General features: G+C 64.3%; 25 protein-coding genes and 1 pseudogene. 6 read left to right on the top strand and 20 right to left on the bottom strand.

All coding sequences use genetic code 11. The annotated features are described in order from the left end of the window. Positions 1-6: 6 nt before the first annotated feature. The 3 genes from L6639_RS32945 to L6639_RS32935 form a co-directional block, all read right to left on the bottom strand. Positions 7-1,134, bottom strand: a complete 1,128-nt coding sequence (locus tag L6639_RS32945; RefSeq protein ID WP_237865768.1) for a glycosyltransferase — start codon at positions 1,132-1,134, stop codon at positions 7-9. 247 nt (positions 1,135-1,381) lie between these two features. After that, positions 1,382-1,588: a hypothetical protein gene (locus L6639_RS32940; RefSeq protein WP_237865767.1), complete on the bottom strand. Its 207-nt coding sequence runs from the start codon at positions 1,586-1,588 to the stop codon at positions 1,382-1,384. A gap of 89 nt (positions 1,589-1,677) precedes the next feature. Then, positions 1,678-2,058 carry a hypothetical protein gene (locus L6639_RS32935; protein WP_237865766.1) on the bottom strand — a complete coding sequence of 127 codons (381 nt, stop codon included), beginning with the start codon at positions 2,056-2,058 and terminating at the stop codon, positions 1,678-1,680. Between the two features lie 120 nt (positions 2,059-2,178). Here L6639_RS32935 and L6639_RS32930 point away from each other — a divergent pair, with 120 nt between their 5' ends. After that, entirely contained in the window at positions 2,179-3,000 is an 822-nt protein-coding gene (locus L6639_RS32930; protein ID WP_237865765.1) for a DUF72 domain-containing protein, read from the top strand. A gap of 9 nt (positions 3,001-3,009) precedes the next feature. Beyond that, positions 3,010-3,471 carry a DUF488 domain-containing protein gene (locus L6639_RS32925; protein WP_237865764.1) on the top strand — a complete coding sequence of 154 codons (462 nt, stop codon included), beginning with the start codon at positions 3,010-3,012 and terminating at the stop codon, positions 3,469-3,471. Between the two features lie 3 nt (positions 3,472-3,474). Here L6639_RS32925 and L6639_RS32920 read toward each other — a convergent pair whose 3' ends face one another. The 10 genes from L6639_RS32920 to L6639_RS32875 form a co-directional block, all read right to left on the bottom strand. Then, a complete protein-coding gene (locus L6639_RS32920) occupies positions 3,475-4,389 on the bottom strand; it encodes a PhzF family phenazine biosynthesis protein (protein ID WP_237865763.1) in 915 nt (304 codons plus the stop codon). Positions 4,390-4,508: 119 nt separating this feature from the next. Continuing rightward, complete coding sequence (locus L6639_RS32915; RefSeq protein ID WP_237865762.1) at positions 4,509-5,405, bottom strand: amidohydrolase family protein; 897 nt, start codon at positions 5,403-5,405, stop codon at positions 4,509-4,511. Between the two features lie 21 nt (positions 5,406-5,426). After that, the gene (locus tag L6639_RS32910) at positions 5,427-6,671 is read right to left on the bottom strand and encodes an MFS transporter (RefSeq protein ID WP_237865761.1); all 1,245 of its coding nucleotides are present in this window, start codon (positions 6,669-6,671) and stop codon (positions 5,427-5,429) included. Positions 6,672-6,720: 49 nt separating this feature from the next. Then, positions 6,721-7,452 carry a GntR family transcriptional regulator gene (locus L6639_RS32905; RefSeq protein WP_237865760.1) on the bottom strand — a complete coding sequence of 244 codons (732 nt, stop codon included), beginning with the start codon at positions 7,450-7,452 and terminating at the stop codon, positions 6,721-6,723. Between the two features lie 116 nt (positions 7,453-7,568). Further along, complete coding sequence (locus L6639_RS32900; protein WP_237865759.1) at positions 7,569-7,769, bottom strand: hypothetical protein; 201 nt, start codon at positions 7,767-7,769, stop codon at positions 7,569-7,571. Between the two features lie 116 nt (positions 7,770-7,885). After that, positions 7,886-9,187: an adenylate/guanylate cyclase domain-containing protein gene (locus L6639_RS32895; protein ID WP_237865758.1), complete on the bottom strand. Its 1,302-nt coding sequence runs from the start codon at positions 9,185-9,187 to the stop codon at positions 7,886-7,888. 29 nt (positions 9,188-9,216) lie between these two features. Further along, positions 9,217-10,380, bottom strand: coding sequence for an ABC transporter permease (locus tag L6639_RS32890; protein WP_237865757.1), 1,164 nt, complete (start codon positions 10,378-10,380; stop codon positions 9,217-9,219). Then, the gene (locus L6639_RS32885) at positions 10,377-11,306 is read right to left on the bottom strand and encodes an ABC transporter ATP-binding protein (protein ID WP_237865756.1); all 930 of its coding nucleotides are present in this window, start codon (positions 11,304-11,306) and stop codon (positions 10,377-10,379) included. The genes L6639_RS32890 and L6639_RS32885 overlap by 4 nt, the downstream gene beginning before the upstream one ends. Then, entirely contained in the window at positions 11,303-12,091 is a 789-nt protein-coding gene (locus L6639_RS32880; protein WP_237865755.1) for an HlyD family secretion protein, read from the bottom strand. Before L6639_RS32880 ends, L6639_RS32885 begins: the two co-directional genes overlap by 4 nt. Continuing rightward, positions 12,088-12,771 (bottom strand): TetR/AcrR family transcriptional regulator, encoded by a 684-nt coding sequence (locus tag L6639_RS32875; protein WP_237865754.1) that lies wholly within the window; start codon positions 12,769-12,771, stop codon positions 12,088-12,090. The genes L6639_RS32880 and L6639_RS32875 overlap by 4 nt, the downstream gene beginning before the upstream one ends. A 110-nt stretch (positions 12,772-12,881) precedes the next feature. On the opposite strand from L6639_RS32875, the gene L6639_RS32870 reads away from it, so the two are divergent. Genes L6639_RS32870 through L6639_RS32860 form a run of 3 tightly spaced genes read left to right on the top strand, consistent with a single transcriptional unit; the run spans position 12,882 to position 14,104 of the window. Next, positions 12,882-13,217, top strand: a complete 336-nt coding sequence (locus L6639_RS32870; protein ID WP_237865753.1) for an ArsR/SmtB family transcription factor — start codon at positions 12,882-12,884, stop codon at positions 13,215-13,217. Further along, entirely contained in the window at positions 13,214-13,678 is a 465-nt protein-coding gene (locus L6639_RS32865; protein WP_237865752.1) for an SRPBCC family protein, read from the top strand. The genes L6639_RS32870 and L6639_RS32865 overlap by 4 nt, the downstream gene beginning before the upstream one ends. Positions 13,679-13,690: 12 nt before the next feature. Further along, on the top strand, positions 13,691-14,104 hold the full coding sequence (locus L6639_RS32860) for a GFA family protein (RefSeq protein ID WP_237865751.1): 414 nt from the start codon (positions 13,691-13,693) through the stop codon (positions 14,102-14,104). 4 nt (positions 14,105-14,108) lie between these two features. On the opposite strand, the pseudogene adhP reads toward L6639_RS32860, so the two are convergent. After that, positions 14,109-15,133 (bottom strand): annotated as a pseudogene (gene adhP / locus L6639_RS32855) (alcohol dehydrogenase AdhP). A gap of 131 nt (positions 15,134-15,264) precedes the next feature. Continuing rightward, positions 15,265-15,675: a DUF2000 family protein gene (locus L6639_RS32850; RefSeq protein WP_237865750.1), complete on the bottom strand. Its 411-nt coding sequence runs from the start codon at positions 15,673-15,675 to the stop codon at positions 15,265-15,267. A 413-nt stretch (positions 15,676-16,088) separates the two neighbouring features. Between L6639_RS32850 and L6639_RS32845 the strand changes: the two genes are divergently transcribed. Beyond that, complete coding sequence (locus tag L6639_RS32845; protein WP_237865749.1) at positions 16,089-17,696, top strand: CYTH and CHAD domain-containing protein; 1,608 nt, start codon at positions 16,089-16,091, stop codon at positions 17,694-17,696. Positions 17,697-17,714: 18 nt separating this feature from the next. On the opposite strand, the gene L6639_RS32840 is transcribed toward L6639_RS32845, so the two are convergent. The 5 genes from L6639_RS32840 to L6639_RS32820 all read right to left on the bottom strand — a co-directional run bounded on the left by L6639_RS32840 (position 17,715) and on the right by L6639_RS32820 (position 22,165). Beyond that, complete coding sequence (locus L6639_RS32840) at positions 17,715-18,104, bottom strand: DUF4189 domain-containing protein (protein WP_237865748.1); 390 nt, start codon at positions 18,102-18,104, stop codon at positions 17,715-17,717. Between the two features lie 216 nt (positions 18,105-18,320). Next, positions 18,321-19,925: an NTP transferase domain-containing protein gene (locus tag L6639_RS32835; RefSeq protein ID WP_237865747.1), complete on the bottom strand. Its 1,605-nt coding sequence runs from the start codon at positions 19,923-19,925 to the stop codon at positions 18,321-18,323. Further along, positions 19,922-20,623 (bottom strand): XdhC family protein, encoded by a 702-nt coding sequence (locus L6639_RS32830; protein WP_237865746.1) that lies wholly within the window; start codon positions 20,621-20,623, stop codon positions 19,922-19,924. Before L6639_RS32830 ends, L6639_RS32835 begins: the two co-directional genes overlap by 4 nt. Positions 20,624-20,625: 2 nt before the next feature. Further along, the gene (locus L6639_RS32825; RefSeq protein WP_008564652.1) at positions 20,626-20,949 is read right to left on the bottom strand and encodes an XdhC family protein; all 324 of its coding nucleotides are present in this window, start codon (positions 20,947-20,949) and stop codon (positions 20,626-20,628) included. A 13-nt stretch (positions 20,950-20,962) separates the two neighbouring features. Then, positions 20,963-22,165, bottom strand: coding sequence for a vWA domain-containing protein (locus L6639_RS32820; protein WP_237865745.1), 1,203 nt, complete (start codon positions 22,163-22,165; stop codon positions 20,963-20,965). Positions 22,166-22,192 lie beyond the last annotated feature (27 nt).

Here is a 22,192-nt window from a genome sequence, read left to right as displayed (position 1 = left end):
GGCGCGCTATTTCTTGCGCCAGACGAACAGTCCGGACATCGCGTAATTCCACACCACGCCCATCAGCGCCCCGGCCATGCCGGCCAGCCACCAGATCGGCTCCTGATCGTAGACAGAGAAGGCCACGCCGACATTGGCGAGCAGGCCGACGCTGCAGACGACGTAGAACATGATCAGGCCGCGCAGGATCGCAAAACCCTTCAGCCGCTGATCGCGATAGGTGAGGAAGTTGTTCATGATGAAATTGGTGGTCATGGCGACGATCGCACCGGCGGCCTGCGCCTCCGCGAACGGCACCCTGATCAGCTGAAGTGCGATGAACAGCGTTGCGAGATGCACCATGAGGCCGATGCCGCCGACCATCGCGAACAGGATGAAGCGCAGCGAGACGATGTCGTTGGTCAGCTTCGCCAGCACGAGGCCGAGGAAGTCGAGCGCCACCAGGGAATCGAGCTTGCTTTCGCCATGCTGGCGGGCGCCGAACGTGTAGGGAATTTCGATCGCACGCAGGGAGCCGTGCGCGGTCGCAACGAGGTCGAGCAGGATCTTGAAGCCGTGCACCGAGAGTTTCGGCGCCAATTGCTCGAAACGGTCGCGGCGAACCATGAAGAAGCCGCTCATCGGATCGGCGATCTCGACCCGGAGTATCTTCCTGGCGACCTCGGTCGCCAGCGCGCTGGCGCCGGCGCGCTGCTTGTTGAAGCCTTCGCTCTTGTAGCCCTCGATGTAGCGGCTGCCGACGACAAGGTCGGCCTTGTCGCTTGCGAGCAGCAGCAGCATCTTCGGCAGCTGGGTTTCGTCGTGCTGGAGGTCGGCGTCCATCACGGCCGCATAAAGCGCGCTGGAGGCCAAAATGCCCTCGATGCAGGCGCCTGACAGGCCGCGGCGGCCGATACGGCGGATGCAGCGCACGCGGCTGTCCTTCTGCGCCAGTTCGCGCACGACGTCCCAGGTGCCATCAGGCGAGTTGTCGTCGACGAACACGACCTCCCAGGCGACGTTGGGAAGGGTCGCCTCCAGCCGCCGGTACAGCACGGTGACGTTGTCGCGCTCGTTGAAGGTCGGGACAATGACCGACAGTTCCGGCCCCTCTTGGGCCTGGCCGTCGACGCCCGGTTTGATCGCTTCATTCATGACGGCAGCGTATATCCGCCGCGTCCTGCGCTGCCAAGCCGGAGCTTTTTCAGGGAGACAGCCCCAAAAGGGGGCCTAAAATGCCAACGACCCCGGAACGGCGGGACCGCGCGTACATCCGGCGCAGGCCCAAGCTATTCCAAGGTCGTTCCAGCGCCGGAGCTTTTGACTCAACGTCGCCGTTACAAGCTAAATGGGAATGGCTAAGCCGCTTTGCAAGTGGCCGAAACCGCCCCTTTTCAGGCCATTATTGATTCGGGACTTCCCGGATCACCGGGCCCCGAGGCGCGGGGGCCACAGGGGCGGCAGGCGCCATGGCGGCGGGGGCGGGATCGACCTTGGCCGGCTTGGGGGGCTTGCCGTACTGGCCGATCGGCCCGAAGACGACGGCGACTGCGAGCACGACCGCGGCGACGATCGCGCCAAAAATGCCACCTACCGACTCAGACGACATACCACCACGTCCCTGTTCCAGATGAGCCCTCTCATATCACGGATGAAGGCGCGGTCGGAAGGGCTGCCGGGCCGCAACAGGTCATGGCCCTATTTCGTCGGCGGCCGGTGCTTGACGTAGGCGGTCACGATGTCCTTCTGCGCCGACTCCACCGCCCTGTTCGCGGTCGCGAGATGGGCACCGGAATCGATGTTCGGATATTGCGAGGTGAGATAGTCGAGCAGCGCCACCCGGTAATACTGCCGCTCCGACGGGCAGGCCCCGGCCACCGAGCGACCGAACTCCTGCTCCGACAGGCCCTGATTGCTGTCGCGCGAATACTCCCGCGCCAGGCAATGCCAGTAATCGTCGCGGCCCTGCATGGCGAGCTTCTGCGCGCCTTTCGCATCGTCGTCATCCGCCCTCGCAACAGGCGTCATGGCAGCAGATGTCATCATGACGAGCGCCGCTCCCAGTATCAGCATCCGCATCTTGTTCTCCCTTTTTTTCGCAGATCGCGAGGCGAGCTTAGACGGGATGCGACAACTGGCCAATCACATCTGGTTTGAATAGGATGCAGCCATCCCCTTCCCGTCGATGCGAGATCCTCCGTGGCCAAAGCAAAAACCGCGTCCAAGAAATCCGGCAACATCTACATCGGCATCGGCGGCTGGACCTTCGAGCCCTGGCGCGGCGTGTTCTATCCAGAGAAGCTGACGCAGGCGAAGGAGCTGTCCTACGCCGCCTCGAAGCTGACCTCGATCGAGATCAACGGCACCTATTACGGCTCGCAGAAGCCGGAGAGCTTTCGCAAATGGGCGAGCGAAGTGCCCGATGGTTTTGTGTTCTCGGTCAAGGGGCCGCGCTTTGCCACCAACAGGCGCGTACTGGCCGAGGCCGGCGATTCCATCAAACGCTTCTACGATTCCGGCGTGCTGGAACTCGGCGACCATCTTGGCCCGGCGCTGTGGCAGTTCGCGCCGACCAAGAAATTCGACGGCGCCGATTTCGGCAAGTTCCTGGAGCTGTTGCCACGCAAGCTCGACGGACGCCCGCTGCGTCACGTCGTGGAGGTGCGCCATGACAGTTTCTGCACACCCGATTTCATCGCGCTGATCCGCCAATTCGAGACGCCGGTCGTGTTTGCCGAACACGGAAAATATCCAGCGATTGCCGATGTCGCCGGCGATTTCGTCTATGCCCGGTTGCAGAAGGGCAATGACGAGATCAAGACCTGCTATCCGCCGAAGCAGCTGGACGCCTGGGCCGAACGTTTTCAAGCCTGGGCGGAGGGAAGTGAACCCGACGACCTGCCGAAGGTTGACAAGGCGAAGCCGAAGAAGGAACCGCGCGACGTGTTCGCCTATGTCATCCACGAGGGCAAGGTGCGCGCACCGCACGGCGCCATGGAATTGATCGCGCGAGTGAGCTGAGGAGAATGGATGGCCACGGCGAAGAAACTCTTCACCATCGGCTATGAGCAGACGCCGCCCAAGGCCGTGCTGGATGAGCTCGAGCAGGCCGGTGTCAAGCTTGTGGTCGACGTACGCGCGGTGACGTCGTCACGGCGGCCGGGCTTTTCCAAGAAGCAGCTGGCCGCTGGCCTCGACGAGCGCGGCATTGCCTATGTCCACCTTGCTGGCCTCGGCACGCCGAAGGAAGGCCGCCTCGCCGCGCGCAGCGGCCAATACGACGTGCTGGAGAAGATCTTCGCAAAGCACCTGAAGACACCGGAGGCCAGGGAGCAGATGGACGAACTCTCGGCGCTGGTGAAGAAGGCCGGCCCGGTCTGCCTGCTCTGCTACGAGCGCGACCACACCCATTGCCACCGCCAGATGATCGCGGAAATCATCGAGGAGCGCGAAGGCGTGGCGGTGAAGAATCTGGCGGGGCGGCAGCTGTAGCCGTCATTCCGCTCCTGCCAGCTTGAACGTCCCCTCCATCATCTGCACGCAGGCACCGCCGACATGCGCTGACACGATCTTGCCGTCCCGCTTGACGACGCGCGTCTGCAGGATGCTCGGCCGGCCCATGTCAAAGCCTTGGCCAACGGTGAGCTTCAGTTCGCCGTCACTGAAGGGATCGAGATCGGCGAACAGCGCGGCGGCGGCGACGGTGGCGCTGCCGGTGGCGGGATCTTCGGCGAGTCCGCCAGCACCGCGCATGAACATACGCGCCTGCCGCTCGGTCGGCGCCTCGGACGCCGGCACGTCGCGCGTGTAGAACCACACGGAGCGGGCATCGTCGCGAGGAAGGACCCTGCCAAACGCGGCTGCGTCGGGCCTCGCGCGCTTGAGCGCATCGCGCGAATGCACCTCTGCCACGAGGAACGGCGTTCCAACACCGACCACTTGCGGCGCATGGTGATCGGTCCTGATGTCATCAGCCGTCAACGAGATGCAGGCTGCAACGTCAGCGGCCGAGACTTCCGCCAGTCGCGACAGCGGCTGCGGCGCGGTGAGCTCGGTGCTGACCACCCTTCCCTGCTCGCGAAAAATGTCGACCGGCACGAGGCCCGCAATCTCCTCGAACAAAAGGCGTGGCTTCGGCTCTTTCGCAAGACTTGCCAGCACGAAGGAGGTGCCGACATTGGGATGACCGGCGAACGGCATCTCCCTTACCGGCGTGAAGATGCGCACCTCGGCGTCGTTGGCCTTGTCGCGCGGCGGCAGCACGAAGGTCGTCTCGGAATAGTTGAACTCCGTCGCGATCGCCTGCATCTGACGCGTCGAGAGCCCGGCAGCATCGAGCACCACGGCGAGCTGGTTGCCGCCGAAGGCGCGGTCGGTGAACACGTCGACGGTGACGTAGCGGCGCTGCATGGTGTTTCCTCACACAAATGGCGGCCGCAAACCGGCCGCCTCCCGCAGCACTCTACAAGGGCAAAACATCGCTCGTCATGCCCCAAAATTGAGTGCAATCGGAGCAATCGCTGCGCGTATCAGAAGCGAAAGAGAGGCCGCGGCGAGGACAGCACTTGCGCGCGTTCGCGCTCGTCGGCCACGAGGATGTCGAGAAATTGGCGGTTCTTCGCGTAGGTTTGCGTTGCCTCGAACTGCGTGTGCGGCCAGTCGCTGCCCCACAGCAGGCGATCGAGACCATAGGCACTGCGAAGCAGCGGATAGGCCTCCTTCGCAAAGCTCTCGCCGGCTGGTCCGTTGCGATACGGCGCAGAGATCTTGACCCACACGTTTCGCGTCGCCCCTAACTTCAGCACGGATTGAAAGCCGGGATCTGAGACGCCGAGCTTGGGATCCGGCAGCGCAAAATGATCGAGCACGACAGTGACGCTGAGATCGAGCAATTGCGGGGTGAGCACGGCGAGATCGGACGCGTTGCGCTGGATCTCGACCTGCCAGCCCATCGCCTTCACGTTGGCGAGCAGTCCCTTCCATTCGCTCGCCGCGAGATCGGGCAAGGGCTGGCCGACGAGATTGAGGCGGATGCCGACGATGCCGGCTTTGTCGAGCGCGCGCAGCTCATCTGCCGAAATAGAGGGATCGACGACAGCGATGCCGCGCAGGCGGCCATTGGTCTGCTTCAGGCAATCGACGAGGTAGGAATTGTCGGTGCCGAGGAAGCTGGGCTGCACCAGCACGCCGTTGCTCATGCCGTTGTGGTCGAGCTGCTCGAGATACAGCGACAGCGGCGCGTCGTATTCGGGCGCATAGCGCCGGCCCGGCGCGAGCTTCAATCCGCGATGGAAGACATGGGCGTGGGTATCGATCACAGGCATCGTCGCCTCACCTGCCGCTTTGCCCGCAGCCGCACTTGCCACCAGGGCTGCAGCGCCCGCGCCGAATTGGCGGCGCGTCAGGCCGCGCTTGAACGATGTCATGGTTGTTGCTCCTCATTCCCGTCAAACGCGGGCGGCTGCGGCCTGCTCGAACACCTTGCCGCGGGTCTCGGGCAGGAGAACCACCGCGATCAGCACCAGCGCATAGGCGAACGCCGCGTCGATGCCGATTGCGGGCCCGAGGCCGATGCGATCACTGAGAAAGCCGACCAGGAAGGGAAACGCGGCGGAGACCACGCGGCCGAAATTGTAGCAGAAGCCGACGCCGGTGCCGCGCACGCCGGCCGGATAGAGCTCGCTGAACAGCGCGGCCATGCTCGCAGGGATTCCGGCCGAGAAGAAGCCAAGTGGAAAACCGAGCAACAGCATCTGGCCGTTGGTCAGCGGCGCAAAGATGTAGACCAGCACGGTGACGATGCAGGCGCTGGCGAAGAACGCGACATTGGCGCGACGGCCGATGCGGTCGCTGATGATCCCGCTGGCGACACAGCCGCAGAAGAAGGCGATGATGATGACGGCGAGATATCCGCTGGAGCCGAGCACCGACAAGTGCCGCACTTCGCGCAAGTAAGTCGGCAGGAACGTCGTCAGTGCGGCATAGCCGCCATGGGCGCCGATGCCGAACAGACCGCCGACCAGGGTCGAGCGCAGCACATCGCGATGGAAGATGCCTGCCAGCGTGGCGAAGAACGGCGCTTCTGCGTCCTTGGCCACGGCGCGCGGCGGCTCCTTCAGCCCGCGGCGGATGAAGATGATGAGCAGCGCCGGCAACAATCCGATCGCAAACAGGATGCGCCAGGCGATATCGGCCGGTGCATAAGTGAAGACCAGCGCGGACAGCAGCACAGCCGCGCCCCAGCCGACCGCCCAGGCGCTCTGTACCGTGCCAAGCGCCTTGCCGCGATGTTCGGGGCGGATGATCTCGGCCATCAGCACCGCGCCGCAGGCCCATTCGGCGCCGAAGCCGAGGCCCTGGATCGCCTTGAGCACCAGCAGCTGGGTGTAGCTCATCGCGAATGCCGACGCGAAGGTCGCGAGCGCGAAGGTCGCGACCGTGATCTGGAGTGCTTTGACACGGCCGAAGCGATCGCCGAGTGCGCCGCCGAGCCAGCCGCCGAACGCGCCGAAGAACAGGGTAACCGAGCCGAGCAGTCCCGCATCAGCCTTGCTGATGCCGAAGGCTGCGATCAACGCCGGAATCGCGAGGCCGAACATCTGAACGTCGAGCGCATCCAGCGCCCAGCCGCCAAAACTTGCCCAGAACGTGCGCCGCTCCAGCGGCGAGCTTTCGCTGTACCAGTTCGACATGTTCCCTACCCCTGTACTCGTTATTGCTTGATGACGTTGAAGAGCCGCTCTATCGGATCTCGGCGTGGTAGCGGAAGCGGTCCGCCGGCCCGCGCGACCTGCGCCATTCGATCGGCCGCCGCTCGAGGTCGAGCGCGAGGCGCTCGATCACGATCAGCGGCGCATGGGCCTCGAGCCTGAGCAGGCGCGCCTGCATCTCGTTGGCGGTCTCGACCGTCAGAATTTCCTCGGCGGAAACCACCACCTCACCGCAGCGCTCCTCATATAGCGGATACAGCAGGTCGCCGAACTCAGCGGTATCGATTTCGAGAATTGGCGCGAAGCGCGATTGCTGGAGCCAGATCTCTTCGGCGAGCAGCGGCACATCATCGATCAACCGCAGGCGCGACAGGCTGATCACGGGTTCACCGACCGGCATGCGCAGCGCCGATGCCACGGCTGACGTCGCCGGCACGCTTCTGCGCCGGAGGATGCGGCTCTTGGGCACGCGCCGCTCGCCGCTTTCGGACTGGAAACGGAAGAAGCGGAACAGCGAGGAATTGAACCGCGCACGGCGCACGAAGGTGCCGCGGCCCTGCTGGCGCTCCAGCGCGGCATCCGCCACGAGTTGGTCGATCGCCTTGCGCACGGTGCCGATGGCGACACCGTAATGCGCGCCAAGCTCGGCCTCCGATGGAATCGGCTCGCCCGGCCGCCATTCATTGCGGTTGATCCGCGCGGCGAGGTCGTCGCGCAGGCGCTGGTAGCGGGGCAGACGACCGTCGCGCGGAGCTGAATTCATATAGTCATATAGATGACTAGTTGAAAGAGGAGTCAAGCGCTACTGGAATACCGCATATGCCAGCAGAAACAGCCGGGCTGGCGGCACTGGCCAGCCCGGCTTCGCCGGGTTCGAACTCAGTTCGTGGCTTTCGGCATGCAGGGCGGCTCCTTGTAGGGAGCGGTCGCATAGGCCGCCTCGGCCGGCGCCCTGACGCAATCCGCCGTCGCATGCGCAACACCACGCCGGGCGGGGGCCGCATCGCGGGCCGACGCGGCCTCGATTTGATAAACGGCCGCGGCAATCACGGCGGCCGAGACGACGCTCAATCGGATCATGGATATTCTCCGCGTAGCAAATGGAGGTCGAAACAATTTCGACGTCCCGAATGCAAGAGCGGAGGGCAGCCCAGGATATTTCGGCACGCGCCTTCAAAGAAACGCGAGCAGTCCCCTCACCCCAATTGAAACACCGCGACCGGCTGCTCATAACCGCGCACGGTGACTTCGCCGAGCGCGACCGCATCCTCGCCGTCGTCTCCGAGCGCCTCGCGCACGGACGCCGAGATCAGGAGCTGCGAGCCGAACTCCTTGTTGAGCGCCTCGAGCCGCGATGCAAAGTTCACGGTGTCGCCGATCACGGTGTATTCCTTGCGCCGGGGCGAGCCGATATTGCCGGCGACGACCTCGCCGAAATGAATGCCGATGCCGATTCTGAGCGGCCAGCTCGTCTGCGCATTGATGTGATCCATCGCGGTCAGCATGTCGCGGCCTGCGGCGACCGCACGATGCGCGGCATCGGACGCCTCCAGCGGCGCGCCAAACAGCGCGAGAAATCCGTCGCCCAGAAACTTGTTCACGATGCCGCCATGGCGGTCGAGAATGTCGACCAGCACGGCGAATGCGCCGTCGAGCCGGTCGACGACCTCTTGCGGGGTGCGCGACTGCGCGCCGGCGGTGAAGCCGCGGAAATCGACGAACATCACCGCGACGCGCCTGATATCGCCGGCGACGCTCGTCCCCTCCGCCATCAGCCGCTCGACCACCTGCGGCGAGACGTGCTGGCCGAACAGGTTGGTCACCCGATCGCGCGCGGTGGCCGCCGCGATGCTCGCGCTGAATTGTCGCCGCAACTGCGCGCCGACGGAGCCCGCAAGCACGCCGCAGACCAGGATCACCATGCTGCGCACGGTGTGGAAATAGATCAGGGGTTCTCCGGTGTCGCTTGCGGAATTGTAATACAGCGCGACTGTCAGGAGTTCGGCGGCTGCGACAAATCCCGTGAAGGTCGACAGCCAGAAATCGAGCCGCAGCGTCGAAAGAATGACGAAGATGAAATAGACCATCGGCAACACGAAACCGAGCGCAGGCCCAGCGCCCATGCTGCGGATCTGCAGGATCAAGATGAGCGTCGGCAGCGACGTCTCGATAAAGGCGCCGATATAGCGCCTGACCACCGGCAGGTCGCGATCAAGCTTGAGGTTTCGCCTGATCTGGCTGTGGACCCAGACCTCGAACAGCAGGAATCCTGCCACAAGGACGTATTCGCGGATCATCCCCTCGGTCCCGCGCCAGATCCGGTTCGCGATGGCAGGGTCGATCACGAAGGTCGCCGTGAGCAAGACCAGCATGACGAGGCCCGTGGCGATCAGCGCCTTCACCCGCAGCAACTCGGTGCGCAGCACTTCGCGCGTCAGCTCGCGCTCGAACTCCTCCGACAAGACGGCCCTTTGCCGGGCTTTCAAAAAGCTGACCATTCCATCCCCCGATTCCGGGGCAGTTTGCCTCAATCCAGCGTGCGGCGGAAGCGCGTCACGGCGATGGTCATGGCGACCAGCATCAGCGCTGCCAGCGCAAGCGTATCGAACCGCAGGTTCGGCATGGTGGCGCCCTTCAGCATGATGGCGCGGACGATGCGAATGTAGTGCGTCAGCGGCAGGCCTTCGCCGACATATTGCGCCCAGGCCGGCATCCCCGCGAACGGGAACATGAAGCCGGACAGCAAGATGCTTGGCAGGAAGAACATGAATGACATCTGTATCGCCTGCAATTGATTCTGCGCGATGGTCGAGAACGTGTAGCCGATCGCGAGATTTGCAGCGATGAAAAGGGTCGAAAGAGCCGCCAGCAGGAACAGACTGCCGAGCACCGGCACGCCGAACAGGAACACTCCGATATTGACGATCAGGAAGGCCTGGATGAAGCCGACCAGGATGTAGGGCACGATCTTGCCGATCATCACCTCGACCGGTTTGATCGGCATCGACAGGAGGCTCTCCATAGTGCCGCGTTCAATCTCGCGCGTCACCGACAGCGCCGTGAAGATCAGCATCGTCATAGTGAGAATGGTGCCGACCAGTCCCGGCACGATGTTGAGCCGCGATTCCGCCGCCGGATTGTAGCGCGCATGCGCGCGAATCTCGAACGGCATCGCCGGGGGATCGCCGATATAGAGATCGTGCGCGAGTGCCGTCTGCACGATCATGCCGAGCGCGCCGAGTGCGGAGCTTGCGGCGACCGGATCGGTCGCGTCGGCTGCAACCAGCAGCGCCGGCTTGTCGCCGCGCCGCACCGCGCGTTCGAAACCGCGCGGGATCTCGACGCCGAACAGCACCTTGCCGGACTTCAGCAAATTGTCGAACTCGTCGACGTCGTGCACTTCGTAGACGAAGCGGAAATAGGCGGTATTCTCCAACGCCTTCAGGACCGAGCGGGCAAGATCCGAGTCCTCCTGCAGCAGCACCGCGCTCGGCAGATGGTGCGGCGTGGTGTTGATGGCATAACCGAACAGGAGGAGCTGCATCACCGGGATCGCCACGATCATCGCAAACGACACGCGGTCCCGCCGAAGCTGAATGAACTCCTTCGCCATCATGGCATAGGAGCGGCGCCAGAAGCCGAAGCGGTCGCGGATCTCCCGCACTGGGCCGGTTGTCCGGATGCTGCTCATTGGAAATTGTCCTTGGAACGGCCCATCAACTCGATGAAGACGTCTTCCAGCGACGGCGCCGATTTCAGCCAGTGTAGGTCGCCCTTCTCGCGCCACGGCGCGATGCTGGCTTCGAGAGCCGCGACGTCGCGGCCCGAGACGTGCAGCGAGGTGCCAAACGGCGCCACCATGTCGATTCCGGGCTTGCCGGCGAGCTGGGCCGCGAGGCCATTCAACTCGCCGGTGACGGTGTAGGTCGTCAGCGCGGACTTCGCGATCACCTCGTCAACGGTACCGTGCGCCAGGAGATGGCCATAAGCGATATACGCGATCTCATGGCAACGCTCGGCCTCGTCCATGTAATGTGTCGAGACCAGCACGGTGAGACCACCTGCGGCGAGCGCATGGATCTCGTTCCAGAAATCGCGCCGCGCCTTGGGATCGACGCCCGCGGTCGGCTCGTCCAGGAGCAGCAATTCCGGATTGGGCAGGGTGCAGGCCCCCAATGCAAGACGCTGCTTCCAGCCGCCGGAAAGCTCGCCCGCGAGCTGCTCCTCGCGGCCCGAGAGGCCGAGCCGCTTGATCATGTCGCGGGCAGCCCCGCGCGCGTCGGCAAGGCCATAGAGCCGCGCAACGAATTCGAGGTTCTCGCGCACGGAAAGATCCTGGTACAGGCTGAAGCGCTGCGTCATGTAGCCGACTTTGCGCTTGATCTTTTCCGCGTCCTTCAGGATGTCGTAGCCGAGGCAGGTGCCCTCGCCGCTGTCGGGCGTCAGCAGGCCGCAGAGAATGCGGATGGTCGTGGTCTTGCCCGAGCCGTTCGGCCCGAGGAAGCCGTAGATCGAGCCGCGCTTCACCTGCATCGACAGGTCGTGCACGACCTCGCGACCACCAAACGATTTGGTCAGGCCCTTGACGTCGATCGCGATCTCGTTGCTCACGCTCATCGCTTGTCCGCCACCGGGGTCTTCGGGTTGAGATAGACGTCGATCGGCTGGCCGACCCGCAACGCATCGGGCCGCGACGGCCGCGCCTGGATGAGGTAGACGAGCTTGTCCCTCTCCTCGAGGCTGTAGATGACGGGCGGGGTGTATTCGGCCGAGGTCGCGATGAAGTAGATCTTTGCGGTGAGGTCGGCGGCGCAATTGTCGCAGGCGACCCGCACCTCGTCGCCGATCGACAGCTTCGGCAACTCCGTTTCCGGCACGAAGAAGCGCAGCTTCATGTTGCCGGGCGGCATGATCGAGAGCACCGGCCGCTGCGCGGCGACCATCTCGCCCTCGCGGAAATAGATCTGCTGGATGGTGCCGGCGACCGGGGCAAAGCCCTTGCGCCGCGCCAGCCGCGTCTCCGACGTCACCACCCGCGCCTGCGCGACCCGTAAGTCAGAGACAGCGGAATCCAGAGTGGCTTGCGTGCCGGAGCCGGTTTTGCGCAGGGACTCTGCGCGATCGAACACCTGCTGCGCGTTGGCCAGCGTCGCCTTGGTCTGGTTGAGATCGGCCAGCTGGAGGTCGTCGTCGACGGAATAGAGGGGATCGCCGACCTTCACCAAATCGCCCTCGCGGATATCGAGCTTGGTCACGCGGCCTGCCTCGTCCGGACTGACATAGATCATGTCGGCCTCGACCCATCCCTGGAAACCGGGATCGCGCTTCTCCTTGCAGCCGGCTAGTCCGGTTGCGAGCACGGCGGCCAATGCGACTGCAAAAATCCTTTGCGACGACGTCATGTCGTCCTCCGTTCGCCAAAGATCAAATCGAGATGGACGCGCAGCATGTCCTGCGCATCGAGCGGCGCGTGCCGCGCAAACAGGCTCTGCCAGATCACCGCGATCATCGCCGGCGCGATCACAATCTGCGGATAGCGCGCGAGATTTGCCTGGTGGATCTCGCCACGGGCAATGCCGAGCTCGATCAGCGCGCGCATGCCGGCGATCCCACGCGAGACCACCTCGCGGTAGTAGAAGTCGGCCACTGCCGGAAAGCGCGGACCCTCCGCCACGATCAGGCGGACGAGATCGCCGCGCCTCGTGCCGATCACCTCTTTGAGGAAGTTGCCGGCAAAGGTTTCAATGAGGTCGCGGACCGAGCCCGTCGGCGGCGGTAGTGCACTCAGCTTCACCACCACTGGCACGATCACGGTGCGCACCAGCTCCTCGAACATCGATTCCTTGTCCTTGAAGTGCAGGTAGATGGTGCCCTTCGCGACGCCGGCACGCTTGGCAATGTCGTCGAGCCGCGTCGCGGCAAAGCCGCGCGCGATGAACTCCTCCATCGCCGCTGCGACGATCGCATCGCGCCGCTCGGCCGCGCGCGTGGCGCGGTTCGACATCGGCGCGGCGTCTTCGCCGGCTTCGGGATTGCGCGTCGCAGCTTTGGCCGCAGCCGCTTTAGTGAGCTTCTTTGTCATTTTGCATTTATGACTGACTAGTCAGTCATAGTCAATGAGAGGGGCTGACTCGATCGTCGCTCAAACAAATTAGTATTGACTAATGCATTAGCGAATACTAATCTGTTGACATGATCGATGCCGCCCCCAGTCCCGTCACCGCCGTCATGCGCGCCCTCGCCGATCCGACCCGGCGCGCGGTGTTCGAGCGCGTGTTCGACAGCAAGGAGATCAGCGTCGCCGAGCTGACGCGCGGCAGTGGCGTGACGCAGGGCGCGATCTCGCAACATTTGAAATCGTTGAAGCAGGCGGGCCTCGTCGCCGAGCGCGCCGAGGGCCGCAACGTCTACTACCGCGCCGCGCCGCAAGGTCTCGAACCGCTGGTCACCTGGATGGATCATTACGGTGTCTTCTGGCGCGAGCGCTTCCAGAACCTGCGTGACCTGTTGAAGGAGATCGACCCGTGAGTGCAGCCGCGTTGAAAGCCGAAACCAAAGATATCGTGATGGACGAGGTGCTCCCTCACGCGCCGGAGACGGTCTGGAAGGTGCTGACATCTGCCCAGTTGATCGCGCGCTGGCTCATGCCACCGACCGGCTTCGAGGCTGTCGAAGGCAATGTCTTCACCTACCAGACCAAGCCGGGCGGCCACTGGGACGGCGTCATCCATTGCCGCGTCCTGGAAGTCGTCCCGAACCGGCGTCTGGTCTACGCCTGGACGGGTGGCGATGAACGCAACACCGGCTACGGCGCGCCGCTCGACACTGTTGTGACCTGGTCCCTCACCCCGGTCGAAGCCGGCACGCGCATTCAGCTGGTTCATGCGGGCTTCGTCATGCCGAGGAACGACAGCGCCTACACCGTCATGAGCGGCGGATGGAAGAAGGTCATTCGGCAGCTCGACGAAATCAGCGGCGAAGACAGTTGAGGAGTTAATGCGATGACCAAGCCCTATATCGGCGGCTGCGCCTGCGGCGTGATCCGCTATTCGATTGTCGGCGAGCCCATGTTCTCCAACCATTGCCAGTGCCGGGACTGCCAGCGTGAAAGCGGCACCGGCCACGGCTCCTACGCCACCTTTCCGCGCGGCGGCGTCACGGTGACGGGCGAAGCCAGGACATGGGACATGACCGGCGACAGCGGCAACGTGAAGACGCGCGCCTTCTGCCCCGAATGCGGCGTCGCCGTTTACATGACCTTCAAGGCCATGCCCGATATCTTCACCATCCGCGCTGCCAGCCTCGACGAGCCGGCCCGCTACAAGCCGCAAGCGATCACCTACGCCGTGCGCGCGTATGATTGGGATCCTCTCGATTCCGGCCTGACGAAGTTCGAGAGGATGCCGCCGGGCTGAGAGTTTAGCCAAAGTCGAGCACCATGCGGCCGTCGATCGTGCCGGCCTTCATCCGCTCGAACACGTCGTTGATTTGCGCAAGCGGCACTTTCGTCACTTCGGCCTTCACCTTGCCGTCCGCAGCGAACGCAATGGCTTCGTCGAGATCCCTGCGGGTCCCGACGATGGAGCCGCGCACGGTGATGCGCTTGAGCACGACATCGAAGATCGGCGTCGGGAATTCACCCGGCGGCAGGCCGACGAGGCTGACGGTGCCCTTCCGCCGCACCATCTTCAGCGCCTGAGCAAACGCGGCGGTCGACACCGCCGTGACCAGCACGCCGTGAGCCCATCCTCCGCTCGCCGTGAGCACCTTGTCAACGGCATCGCTTGCGAGCGCGTTGACCGCGAGATCGGCACCGGTCTCGCGCGCGAGCTCGAGCTTGTCCTGGGCGATATCAATCGCCGCGACCTTGAACCCCATCGCCTTGGCGTACTGGATCGCGACATGGCCGAGCCCGCCGACGCCTGAGATCGCGACCCACTCGCCGGGGCGCGCGTCGGTCTCCTTCAGTCCCTTGTAGGTGGTGACACCAGCGCAAAGGATCGGCGCAATGGCCGCGAAGTCGATCGTTGCTGGCAGCTTTGCCGCGAAGGCCGCCGAGGCGATGACGTATTCGGCGAAGCCGCCGTTCACGCTATAGCCGGTGTTGTGCTGATGCTCGCACAGCGTCTCCCAGCCGGTCTCGCAATATTCGCACGACATGCAGGCATCGTGCAGCCAGGCGACGCCGACAGCATCGCCGACCTTCAGATTTTTGACGCCGGGTCCGAGCGCCGCGACGATGCCGGCTGCTTCATGGCCGGGAATGAACGGCGGCACCGGCTTGACCGGCCAGTCACCGGAGGCGGCGTGCAGATCGGTGTGCAGACACCGCAGGCCTTCACCTTGACCAGAACTTCGCCGGGACCGGGCTGCGGTACCGGCACATCCTCAATCGCCAGGGGCTTGCCGAATTGTTTGACAACAGCGGCTTTCATGGTCGGCATCGGTCTGCTCCATTGCATTACGTAAGCAGACTAGCGATACCGCCCAGGTCTCACTTGATTGGAGTCAAACGACGCAAGTTTATTGGTCGCGCTGCGCAGAACGCCCGCGGCAGCGCAGAGCGCGCCTGGCGTCAGCTATGGAACTTCAATCCATCGACGATCTTGTCGATCACCTTCCTCTCGGCGCGCATTGCGAGGCCGACGAGATTGAGATCGCCGCGCGCGACCGCTCTCACAGCTGCGCGATTGGCAGCATCATGCGTGGTCTTGAACATGTCCTCGGTATAGACCGCCGGCGTGACATTGCGCGTGAGTGCGCGATCGAGTGCACGCGACAGCGCCGGACCATCGGCACCATAGATCAGGATCGGTTGGCCGATCAGCGCAAGATACTTCGTGGACGATGCGTCCTCATAGGCATCGCCGATGCACTCCGGAAAAGCAGCCGCGACGCCGCTCGTCAGGAATGACGCAACATTGAGCTTCTGCCAAGTCTGGAGGTCGTTGCGAATGACAACGGCAATCTTGGTATCGAACTGCATGAACTCTCCCGCGCACATCCAAGCGTCTGGAAAGAAAAAGAAATTCCGAGCGCTGCGACGGCTTATGTCAATGTAACGCGGATTGTCCGGGCGATCACAGCGTAGAAATTTCAATGCGGGATGCGATCGGCTGTGCTTCTCTCCGCAGGACAACTCGGATATATGTCGATGCCCGTCACTGAACTGTCATAAAGCTGCGAATGTCCGAAATTGACGCCATCAAGGGAGCCCTCGAACCGAGGCGGCGTCTCGCCGGGTCAAACAATCAACACATTGCGATCAGGAACGCCGCAACTTCCAACGCGGAACAAAAGCCTGGTTCCGAAATCTCCGACAACGGGCCCCCGCGCAGCGGTTTCTCTCACGCCGACCTGTCCGCCGAAGATATTCGCGCCGATGCGACGAGGCCGGATGTGTCTTCGCCCCGCGACGGTGTGCCTCGCGCGACTGAAATCGAACTCAAGCTGCTCGTGGACTCCGATCGTCTGGCTGACTTCAACGATGCGCCGATCATCGCCGCGAATGCGCGCAACAAGGGGGCGCGCAAGCATCTCAAGGCTGTCTACTACGATACGCCCAAGCGCACGCTTCGCCGCGATGGATTCAGCTTCAGGGTTCGCCAGAGCGGCACGCGATTCACGCAGACCGTGAAAACGGAATCCAGCAACGATCCGCTGCGACGTGGCGAGTGGGAGGCAGCGGTGCCGTCGATGGCGCCCGATATCGCGCTGGCGATGCCGCTCGTTTCGGACAAGCTGCGCGCCGAGCTGGAGCGTCACCCGATCGAAGCCGTCTTCCGCAGCGATATCCACCGGCATCAACGCCTCGTCGACTTGCCGTCGGGCACGGTCGAGGTCGCCTTTGATCATGGCCATCTGACGTCAGGCGATCGCTCGCTGCCCGTCAGCGAGATCGAGCTGGAGCTTAGGAGCGGCAGCCCGTCCGCGATCTGGGACCTCGCGCTTCGGCTCGCCGAGCATGGTCAAGTGAAGCCGTCGATCCGCACCAAATCGGCGCGTGGATTTGACCTCGCGGCCGATACGCCGCCGCGCACACCGAAGCCGCCGAAGCTTCGTCTCGATCCGTCGATCTCGCTGGACGAGGCCTTCTCCGAGATCCTGCGATCCTGTCTCCTGCACTTGCTCCAGGCGTTGCCTGCCGCCGAGGATGGCCGCGACCCCGAGGGGATGCATCAGCTTCGCGTCGCGCTGCGCCGCCTGCGCTCCGCGCTGGACCTGATGCGGTCGGTGGTGTCGCTGGCCAAGCTCGACCTGATGCGCGCCGAAGCAAAATGGCTTGCGGGTAGCCTTTCGGGCGCGCGTGATTGGGATGTGTTCCGGCAGGAAACGTTGCACACCGTTGCGGAGGGTTGCCCGTCGGTTGCAGGCTTCGACACGCTCGGCGCGCTCGCCGACGAACGCCGCGCGAGCTTCTACGACGAGGCCCGCCGCGCCCTTGCCGACCGGCGCTGCGCTTACTTCGTGATCGGGCTCGGCGCCTGGATCGAAGCGCGCGGCTGGCGCAGCGACGTTGCGCCCGAAGGCCTGGCGCAACTGGCAGAGCCGGCGATCAATTTCGCCCGCAACATCCTGTCGGCGCAGCATGCCAAGGTGCTGAAGCGCGGTCGCCGTTTCAAATCGCTGCCGATCGAGGAGCGGCATCGTGTCCGCCTCGCCGCCAAGAAGCTGCGCTACGTCGCCGACTTCCTGCTTCCGCTCTGCGGGCACGGCAAATCCGCAAAGCGATTTTCGCGCAGGCTGGCCGACCTTCAGCAGCAGCTCGGCGTCTACAATGACATGGCGACGACGACGTCACTGCTTGCCGACGTCAACGCCGGCGCGACCGGCAGCGGCATGGCGGCAGCCGCGATCGCGGGCTGGCAGGCCCACGCCATGGTCGGCGTCGAGGTCCGCCTGCTAAAAGCCTGGTCGGAATTCACCGGGGCCAAGGTGCCCTGGTCGATCGACGCGCCGGAGCAGCCGGTCAAGCTGGTGCAAGCCAACGCGGGATGGCTGCGCTAACCGCAGCTCAACCCTTGATCACCCCTTGGCGTCGCAGGCCCAGGCACGGATCACGCATTCCTTGCCGCCATATTTGTAGCATTCGCGGGTGGCGGCGTTGAGCGAGGCCGAGATCTTCGGCTTCACGGCGTAGCCATAAGCGCCACAGGGGTTGGTCATGTCGACTGACATGGCCGCACAGGCCCGCTTCATTGTCACCGTCGTGCATTCACCCTTGCACTGCTTTTGAGCGGCGGCACGCGCCTCGTGCTCGGCGCCGTAATCATAGGCTTGGCCATAGGCGCCGCACCTGCCGACGGCAAAGGCGCCGGCCGCATGAGCCTCGGTGATGTGACGGGCGCCAGCGACACAGATCGACAGCGCAAAGAAAAACATCGCGCAACGGCGCGCGACGAGGTTCGAAACCATGGAAAAACCCCTCCCCCCAAGGCAGGTGCAGGCGACTCTAAGCTGGGACCGTTTCCAGATGGTGAATGGAGAGTTGAAATCGAGGAGCCGTCGGGTGGATTAGCGAAGCGTAAATCCGCCAAATGTGTCACTGCGGAAACGGAAGTGGTGGGTTACGCCAGCGGACTGCGCTTCGCGCCGCCGCTGTCTAACCCACCCTACGAAGTTACGGCACCTTCATCCGCCTCTAGCAGCTTCCAAGGCCTGCGGCGTGTCGATGTCGAGAAACGCGCCCTCGCCATCAACAGGCACTTCGGCCACCGCTTCCGTGTGCTTGGCAATCAAATGCCGCGCGCCGACGTCGCCGTCGAGCGTCATCAATTCCTTGAAGAAGCGGCGCGACCACAGCACCGGATTGCCGCGGCGGCCTTCGCTGACGGGCACGACGATGAGATTGCCACGATCCGGCGCAAAGCCGTCGATGAGACGATCGATCAGGCCGGCATCGATCAGCGGCATATCGCCGAGGCAGATCACGGCGCCATCGCTGGCGTCAGACACCGCCGCGATGCCTGATTTGACCGAGCCCGCGATGCCGCCGGCGAAATCCGGGTTCTTGACGAATTTCACCTTCAGTCCCTGCAACGCCTGCTCGACCAGCTCGGTCTGATGGCCGGTGACGACGATCACCTCGGATGCTTTCGACGCCAGCGCCTGCTCGGTGGCGATCCGCACCAGCTTCTTGCCGTCGAGCTCGGCGAGCAGCTTGTTCGGCCCGCCCATGCGGGTGGAGCGGCCGGCCGCGAGCACGATGGCCGCAACCTGCCTGTTGTCCTCGATCTCGGGCTTGGCGCGCGGCTGCGGGCGCGTCACGATCTCCATCAGCAGGCCGCCGACGCCCATGCCCATCAGCTCGGAGCGCGTCACCTTGATGCCGGCGAGCAGCCGCATCAGCACCCAGTCAAAACCGTTCTCGACCGGAGAACGCGCGCAGCCGGGCGCCCCGAGCACCGGCACGCTGCCGGCGCGCGCAATCAAAAGCAGATTGCCGGGATCGACCGGCATGCCGAAATGCTCGATCTCGCCGCCGATTCCGGTAACGGCAGCCGGGATCACATCGCGGCGGTCGGCGATCGCCGATGCCCCGAACACGATCACGAGCTCAGCGCCAAGCGCGAGCAATTCCTTGATCGCAGCCGACAGCGCGCGCTCCTCATGCTGTACGCGCCGTTCGGCGATGATGCTGGCACCCGCCGGCGCGAGACGCTCGGCGGTCACGCGCAGTGTCTTGTCGACCACCTTGGACGACAAGCCCGGCAGCAACGTCGAGACCACACCGACACGCTTGACGACATAGGGCGCGATTTTCAGCACGTCCTTGCCGGCGGCCCTCACCGCGGCATCGCGCAAATTTCCTTCAACGCCGAACGGGATGATCTTCACGGTGCCGACCATCTCGCCTTCGACCACCGGCTTGTAGGCGGCGAGCGTGGCAAAGGTGATGGCCTCGTCGACATTGTTGATGCGGTCGACCGCGGCGCGGTCGATCACCAGCACGCCCGGCTGCGCGGCGAACAAATTGGCGCGGCCGGTGAAGGCGCGCTCGACATGGATGCCCTCGCCACCGATCGCAAGCGCGATGCTGGCGGCGGCAACATCCTCGGAGACGTCGCCCGCCTCCATCCGCACCACGACGATGTCCTTGATGCCGGCGCGCTCGAGCTGCTCGACCTCGGCAGGCCCAATCGTCGTGCCTTTCTTCAGCACGAGCGGTCCCTGGCGCAGGGTGTGGACTGTCACCCCGCCGATCGCATCCCTGGGACTCGCCGGGCCGAACTTCATGCCGCTTCTTCTTTTTCTTTGGGCGGCAGGCGCAGAACCGCGGTGATCTCGGCCATGATCGCCACCGCGATCTCGGATGGAGAGACCGCACCGATCGCCAGCCCAATGGGCGCGTGGATGCGCGCGATATCGCTTTCCTTGGCGCCCTGCGCCCGCAGCCGGTCGCCGCGCTTGGCATGCGTCTTCCGCGAGCCGAGCGCGCCGATATAGAAGCAGTTGCGCTCGAAGGCATGCAGCAGTGCTGGATCGTCGATCTTGGGGTCGTGCGTTACGGCGACGAAGGCGGTGTACGCATCGACATTGAGCGGCGGCAATGCCGTGTCGGGCCATTCGGCGACGAGCGGAATATCAGGGAAGCGCTCGGGGCTCGCAAAGGCCGTGCGCGGATCGACGACGGTGACGTCATAGCCGAGAGAACGCGCCAGCGGCGCCAGGGCCTGGCTGATATGGACCGCGCCGACAATGACGAGCTTTGCGGTTGGCGCGTAGACGTTGAAGAACAGCTTCTTGCCGCCGGCCTCGACATTGGCGCTCTTGCCCATGCGGAGCTGTTTGTCCAATTCCGCGCGCAGCGGATCCTTGGCGAAATCGGCAGCCTTCACCAGGCGCTGCTCGCCGCTCTCGGTGTCGGTCACCAAAATCACCGGCCGGCGCGCGGCGCGCTCGGCATTGAGTTCATGCAGGATTGCGAGCTTCACGGTCAGCCGACCTTCTCGACGAAGACGCGGATGGTGCCGCCGCAGGACAGACCGACATTCCAGGCGGTCTCGTCGGCGACGCCGAACTCCAGCATCTTGGGTTTGCCGCTCTCGATCACGTCCATGGCCTCGGTAACCACGGCACCCTCGACGCAGCCGCCGGAGACCGAGCCCAGGAAGGTGCCCTCGTCGTTGATAACGAGGCTCGAGCCCGCCGGGCGCGGGGCCGAGCCCCAAGTCTCGACAACGGTTGCCAGCGCGACACCACGGCCGGCCTTCTGCCAGTCCTCCGCCGCCTTCAGAATATCCTCGTCGCGATCGAGCATGGGCTTTTGCCTCTCAGGCTGCGGAGCGGATCAGGCTGCGGTGATGCGGCGGCAGCGGCCGGGAGAGCGTGGTGATCAGCTCCTGGATCGAACTCAAATTATGTACCGGGCGGAATTCGTCAACGTGCGGGAGCATCATTTTGATGCCCTGGGCCTTGGCCTCGAAGCCGCCAAACCGGAGCAGCGGGTTCAGCCAGATCAGCCGCCGGCAGGACCGGTGCAGCCGGTCCATCTCGAAGGCGAGCCTGGAATCGGCCTCCCGCTCCAGCCCGTCGGAGATCAGCAGCACGATGGCGCCCTGACTCAGCACCCGCCGCGCCCACAATTTGTTGAAGTTGTGCAGCGAGGCCGAGATCCTCGTGCCGCCGGCCCAATCCTCGACCGCCGCCGAGCAGCTCGCCAGCGCCTCGTCCGGATCGCGCTGGCGTAACGCGCGCGTCACATTGGTGAGCCGGGTGCCGAACAGAAACACCGAGACGCGCTTACGCGCATCGCCGATGGCATGGAGGAAATGCAGGAACAGGCGGGTGTACTCGCTCATCGAGCCGGAAATGTCGAGCAGCGCCACGATCGGGGCCGGCTTCTCGATCCGCCCGAGGCGATGGATGTCGATAATGTCGCCGCCGGTGCGCAACGAGGCCCGCAGCGTGCGGCGCATGTCGAGCCGCAAGCCGCGCGGGTCGGGCAGGTAGCGGCGCGTCAGCAATTCCGCCTGCGGCAGCCGCATCCTCTCGATGGCGCGGAGCGCCTCTGCGATCTCGGCGGCGCTCATCTGCGCAAAGTCCTTCTTCTGAAGGATCTCCTTGTCGGAAACCGACAGGCGCAAATCCTGCTCCTGGTGCTGCGGCGTCTCCGTCATCCGCGGCTGCGACATCGCCTCCTGCACGCGGCGCGAGCCGGCCTGCGGCTTCTTCTTGGCCTGCTCCGGCAGCGGCACCGAATCCAGCAGGTGCTTCCATTCTTCCGAGGCACGGAAGAACAGGTTGAAAGCCTGCTTGAAGATCAGCGCATGCTCATGGCGCTTGACGAAGATCGCCTCCAGCGTGGTGAAGACGTCGGCCCGGTTGCCGATGTCGATCACCTGCAGCGCGCTCATGGCATCGATCACCGCGCCGGGGCCGACCGGCATGCCGGCCGCACGCAACGCCCGGGCAAAGCCGACGATGTTGTCGGCGAACTGCTCGGTTTGCTCCGGGGCAAGGTGGTTGATGGCCATGCGTCCACACTCTCAGCCGTCATTCCG

The sequence above is a fragment of the Bradyrhizobium zhengyangense genome, assembly GCF_022012555.1.
Lineage (GTDB): Bacteria > Pseudomonadota > Alphaproteobacteria > Rhizobiales > Xanthobacteraceae > Bradyrhizobium > Bradyrhizobium zhengyangense.
This window is presented reverse-complemented; position numbering and strand designations above follow the sequence as displayed.

Coding starts and splice junctions, on each gene's coding strand:
- L6639_RS32850 (WP_237865750.1), bottom strand. CDS start 15,675: ATGCAGTTCGATACCAAGATTGCCGTTGTCATTCGCAACGACCTCCAG.
- L6639_RS32870 (WP_237865753.1), top strand. CDS start 12,882: ATGATCGATGCCGCCCCCAGTCCCGTCACCGCCGTCATGCGCGCCCTC.
- L6639_RS32820 (WP_237865745.1), bottom strand. CDS start 22,165: ATGGCCATCAACCACCTTGCCCCGGAGCAAACCGAGCAGTTCGCCGAC.
- L6639_RS32885 (WP_237865756.1), bottom strand. CDS start 11,306: ATGAGCGTGAGCAACGAGATCGCGATCGACGTCAAGGGCCTGACCAAA.
- L6639_RS32890 (WP_237865757.1), bottom strand. CDS start 10,380: ATGAGCAGCATCCGGACAACCGGCCCAGTGCGGGAGATCCGCGACCGC.
- L6639_RS32895 (WP_237865758.1), bottom strand. CDS start 9,187: ATGGTCAGCTTTTTGAAAGCCCGGCAAAGGGCCGTCTTGTCGGAGGAG.
- L6639_RS32925 (WP_237865764.1), top strand. CDS start 3,010: ATGGCCACGGCGAAGAAACTCTTCACCATCGGCTATGAGCAGACGCCG.
- L6639_RS32880 (WP_237865755.1), bottom strand. CDS start 12,091: ATGACGTCGTCGCAAAGGATTTTTGCAGTCGCATTGGCCGCCGTGCTC.
- L6639_RS32900 (WP_237865759.1), bottom strand. CDS start 7,769: ATGATCCGATTGAGCGTCGTCTCGGCCGCCGTGATTGCCGCGGCCGTT.
- L6639_RS32915 (WP_237865762.1), bottom strand. CDS start 5,405: ATGACATCGTTCAAGCGCGGCCTGACGCGCCGCCAATTCGGCGCGGGC.
- L6639_RS32905 (WP_237865760.1), bottom strand. CDS start 7,452: ATGAATTCAGCTCCGCGCGACGGTCGTCTGCCCCGCTACCAGCGCCTG.
- L6639_RS32935 (WP_237865766.1), bottom strand. CDS start 2,058: ATGCGGATGCTGATACTGGGAGCGGCGCTCGTCATGATGACATCTGCT.
- L6639_RS32920 (WP_237865763.1), bottom strand. CDS start 4,389: ATGCAGCGCCGCTACGTCACCGTCGACGTGTTCACCGACCGCGCCTTC.
- L6639_RS32825 (WP_008564652.1), bottom strand. CDS start 20,949: ATGCTCGATCGCGACGAGGATATTCTGAAGGCGGCGGAGGACTGGCAG.
- L6639_RS32875 (WP_237865754.1), bottom strand. CDS start 12,771: ATGACAAAGAAGCTCACTAAAGCGGCTGCGGCCAAAGCTGCGACGCGC.
- L6639_RS32860 (WP_237865751.1), top strand. CDS start 13,691: ATGACCAAGCCCTATATCGGCGGCTGCGCCTGCGGCGTGATCCGCTAT.
- L6639_RS32940 (WP_237865767.1), bottom strand. CDS start 1,588: ATGTCGTCTGAGTCGGTAGGTGGCATTTTTGGCGCGATCGTCGCCGCG.
- L6639_RS32835 (WP_237865747.1), bottom strand. CDS start 19,925: ATGAAGTTCGGCCCGGCGAGTCCCAGGGATGCGATCGGCGGGGTGACA.
- L6639_RS32840 (WP_237865748.1), bottom strand. CDS start 18,104: ATGGTTTCGAACCTCGTCGCGCGCCGTTGCGCGATGTTTTTCTTTGCG.
- L6639_RS32945 (WP_237865768.1), bottom strand. CDS start 1,134: ATGAATGAAGCGATCAAACCGGGCGTCGACGGCCAGGCCCAAGAGGGG.
- L6639_RS32910 (WP_237865761.1), bottom strand. CDS start 6,671: ATGTCGAACTGGTACAGCGAAAGCTCGCCGCTGGAGCGGCGCACGTTC.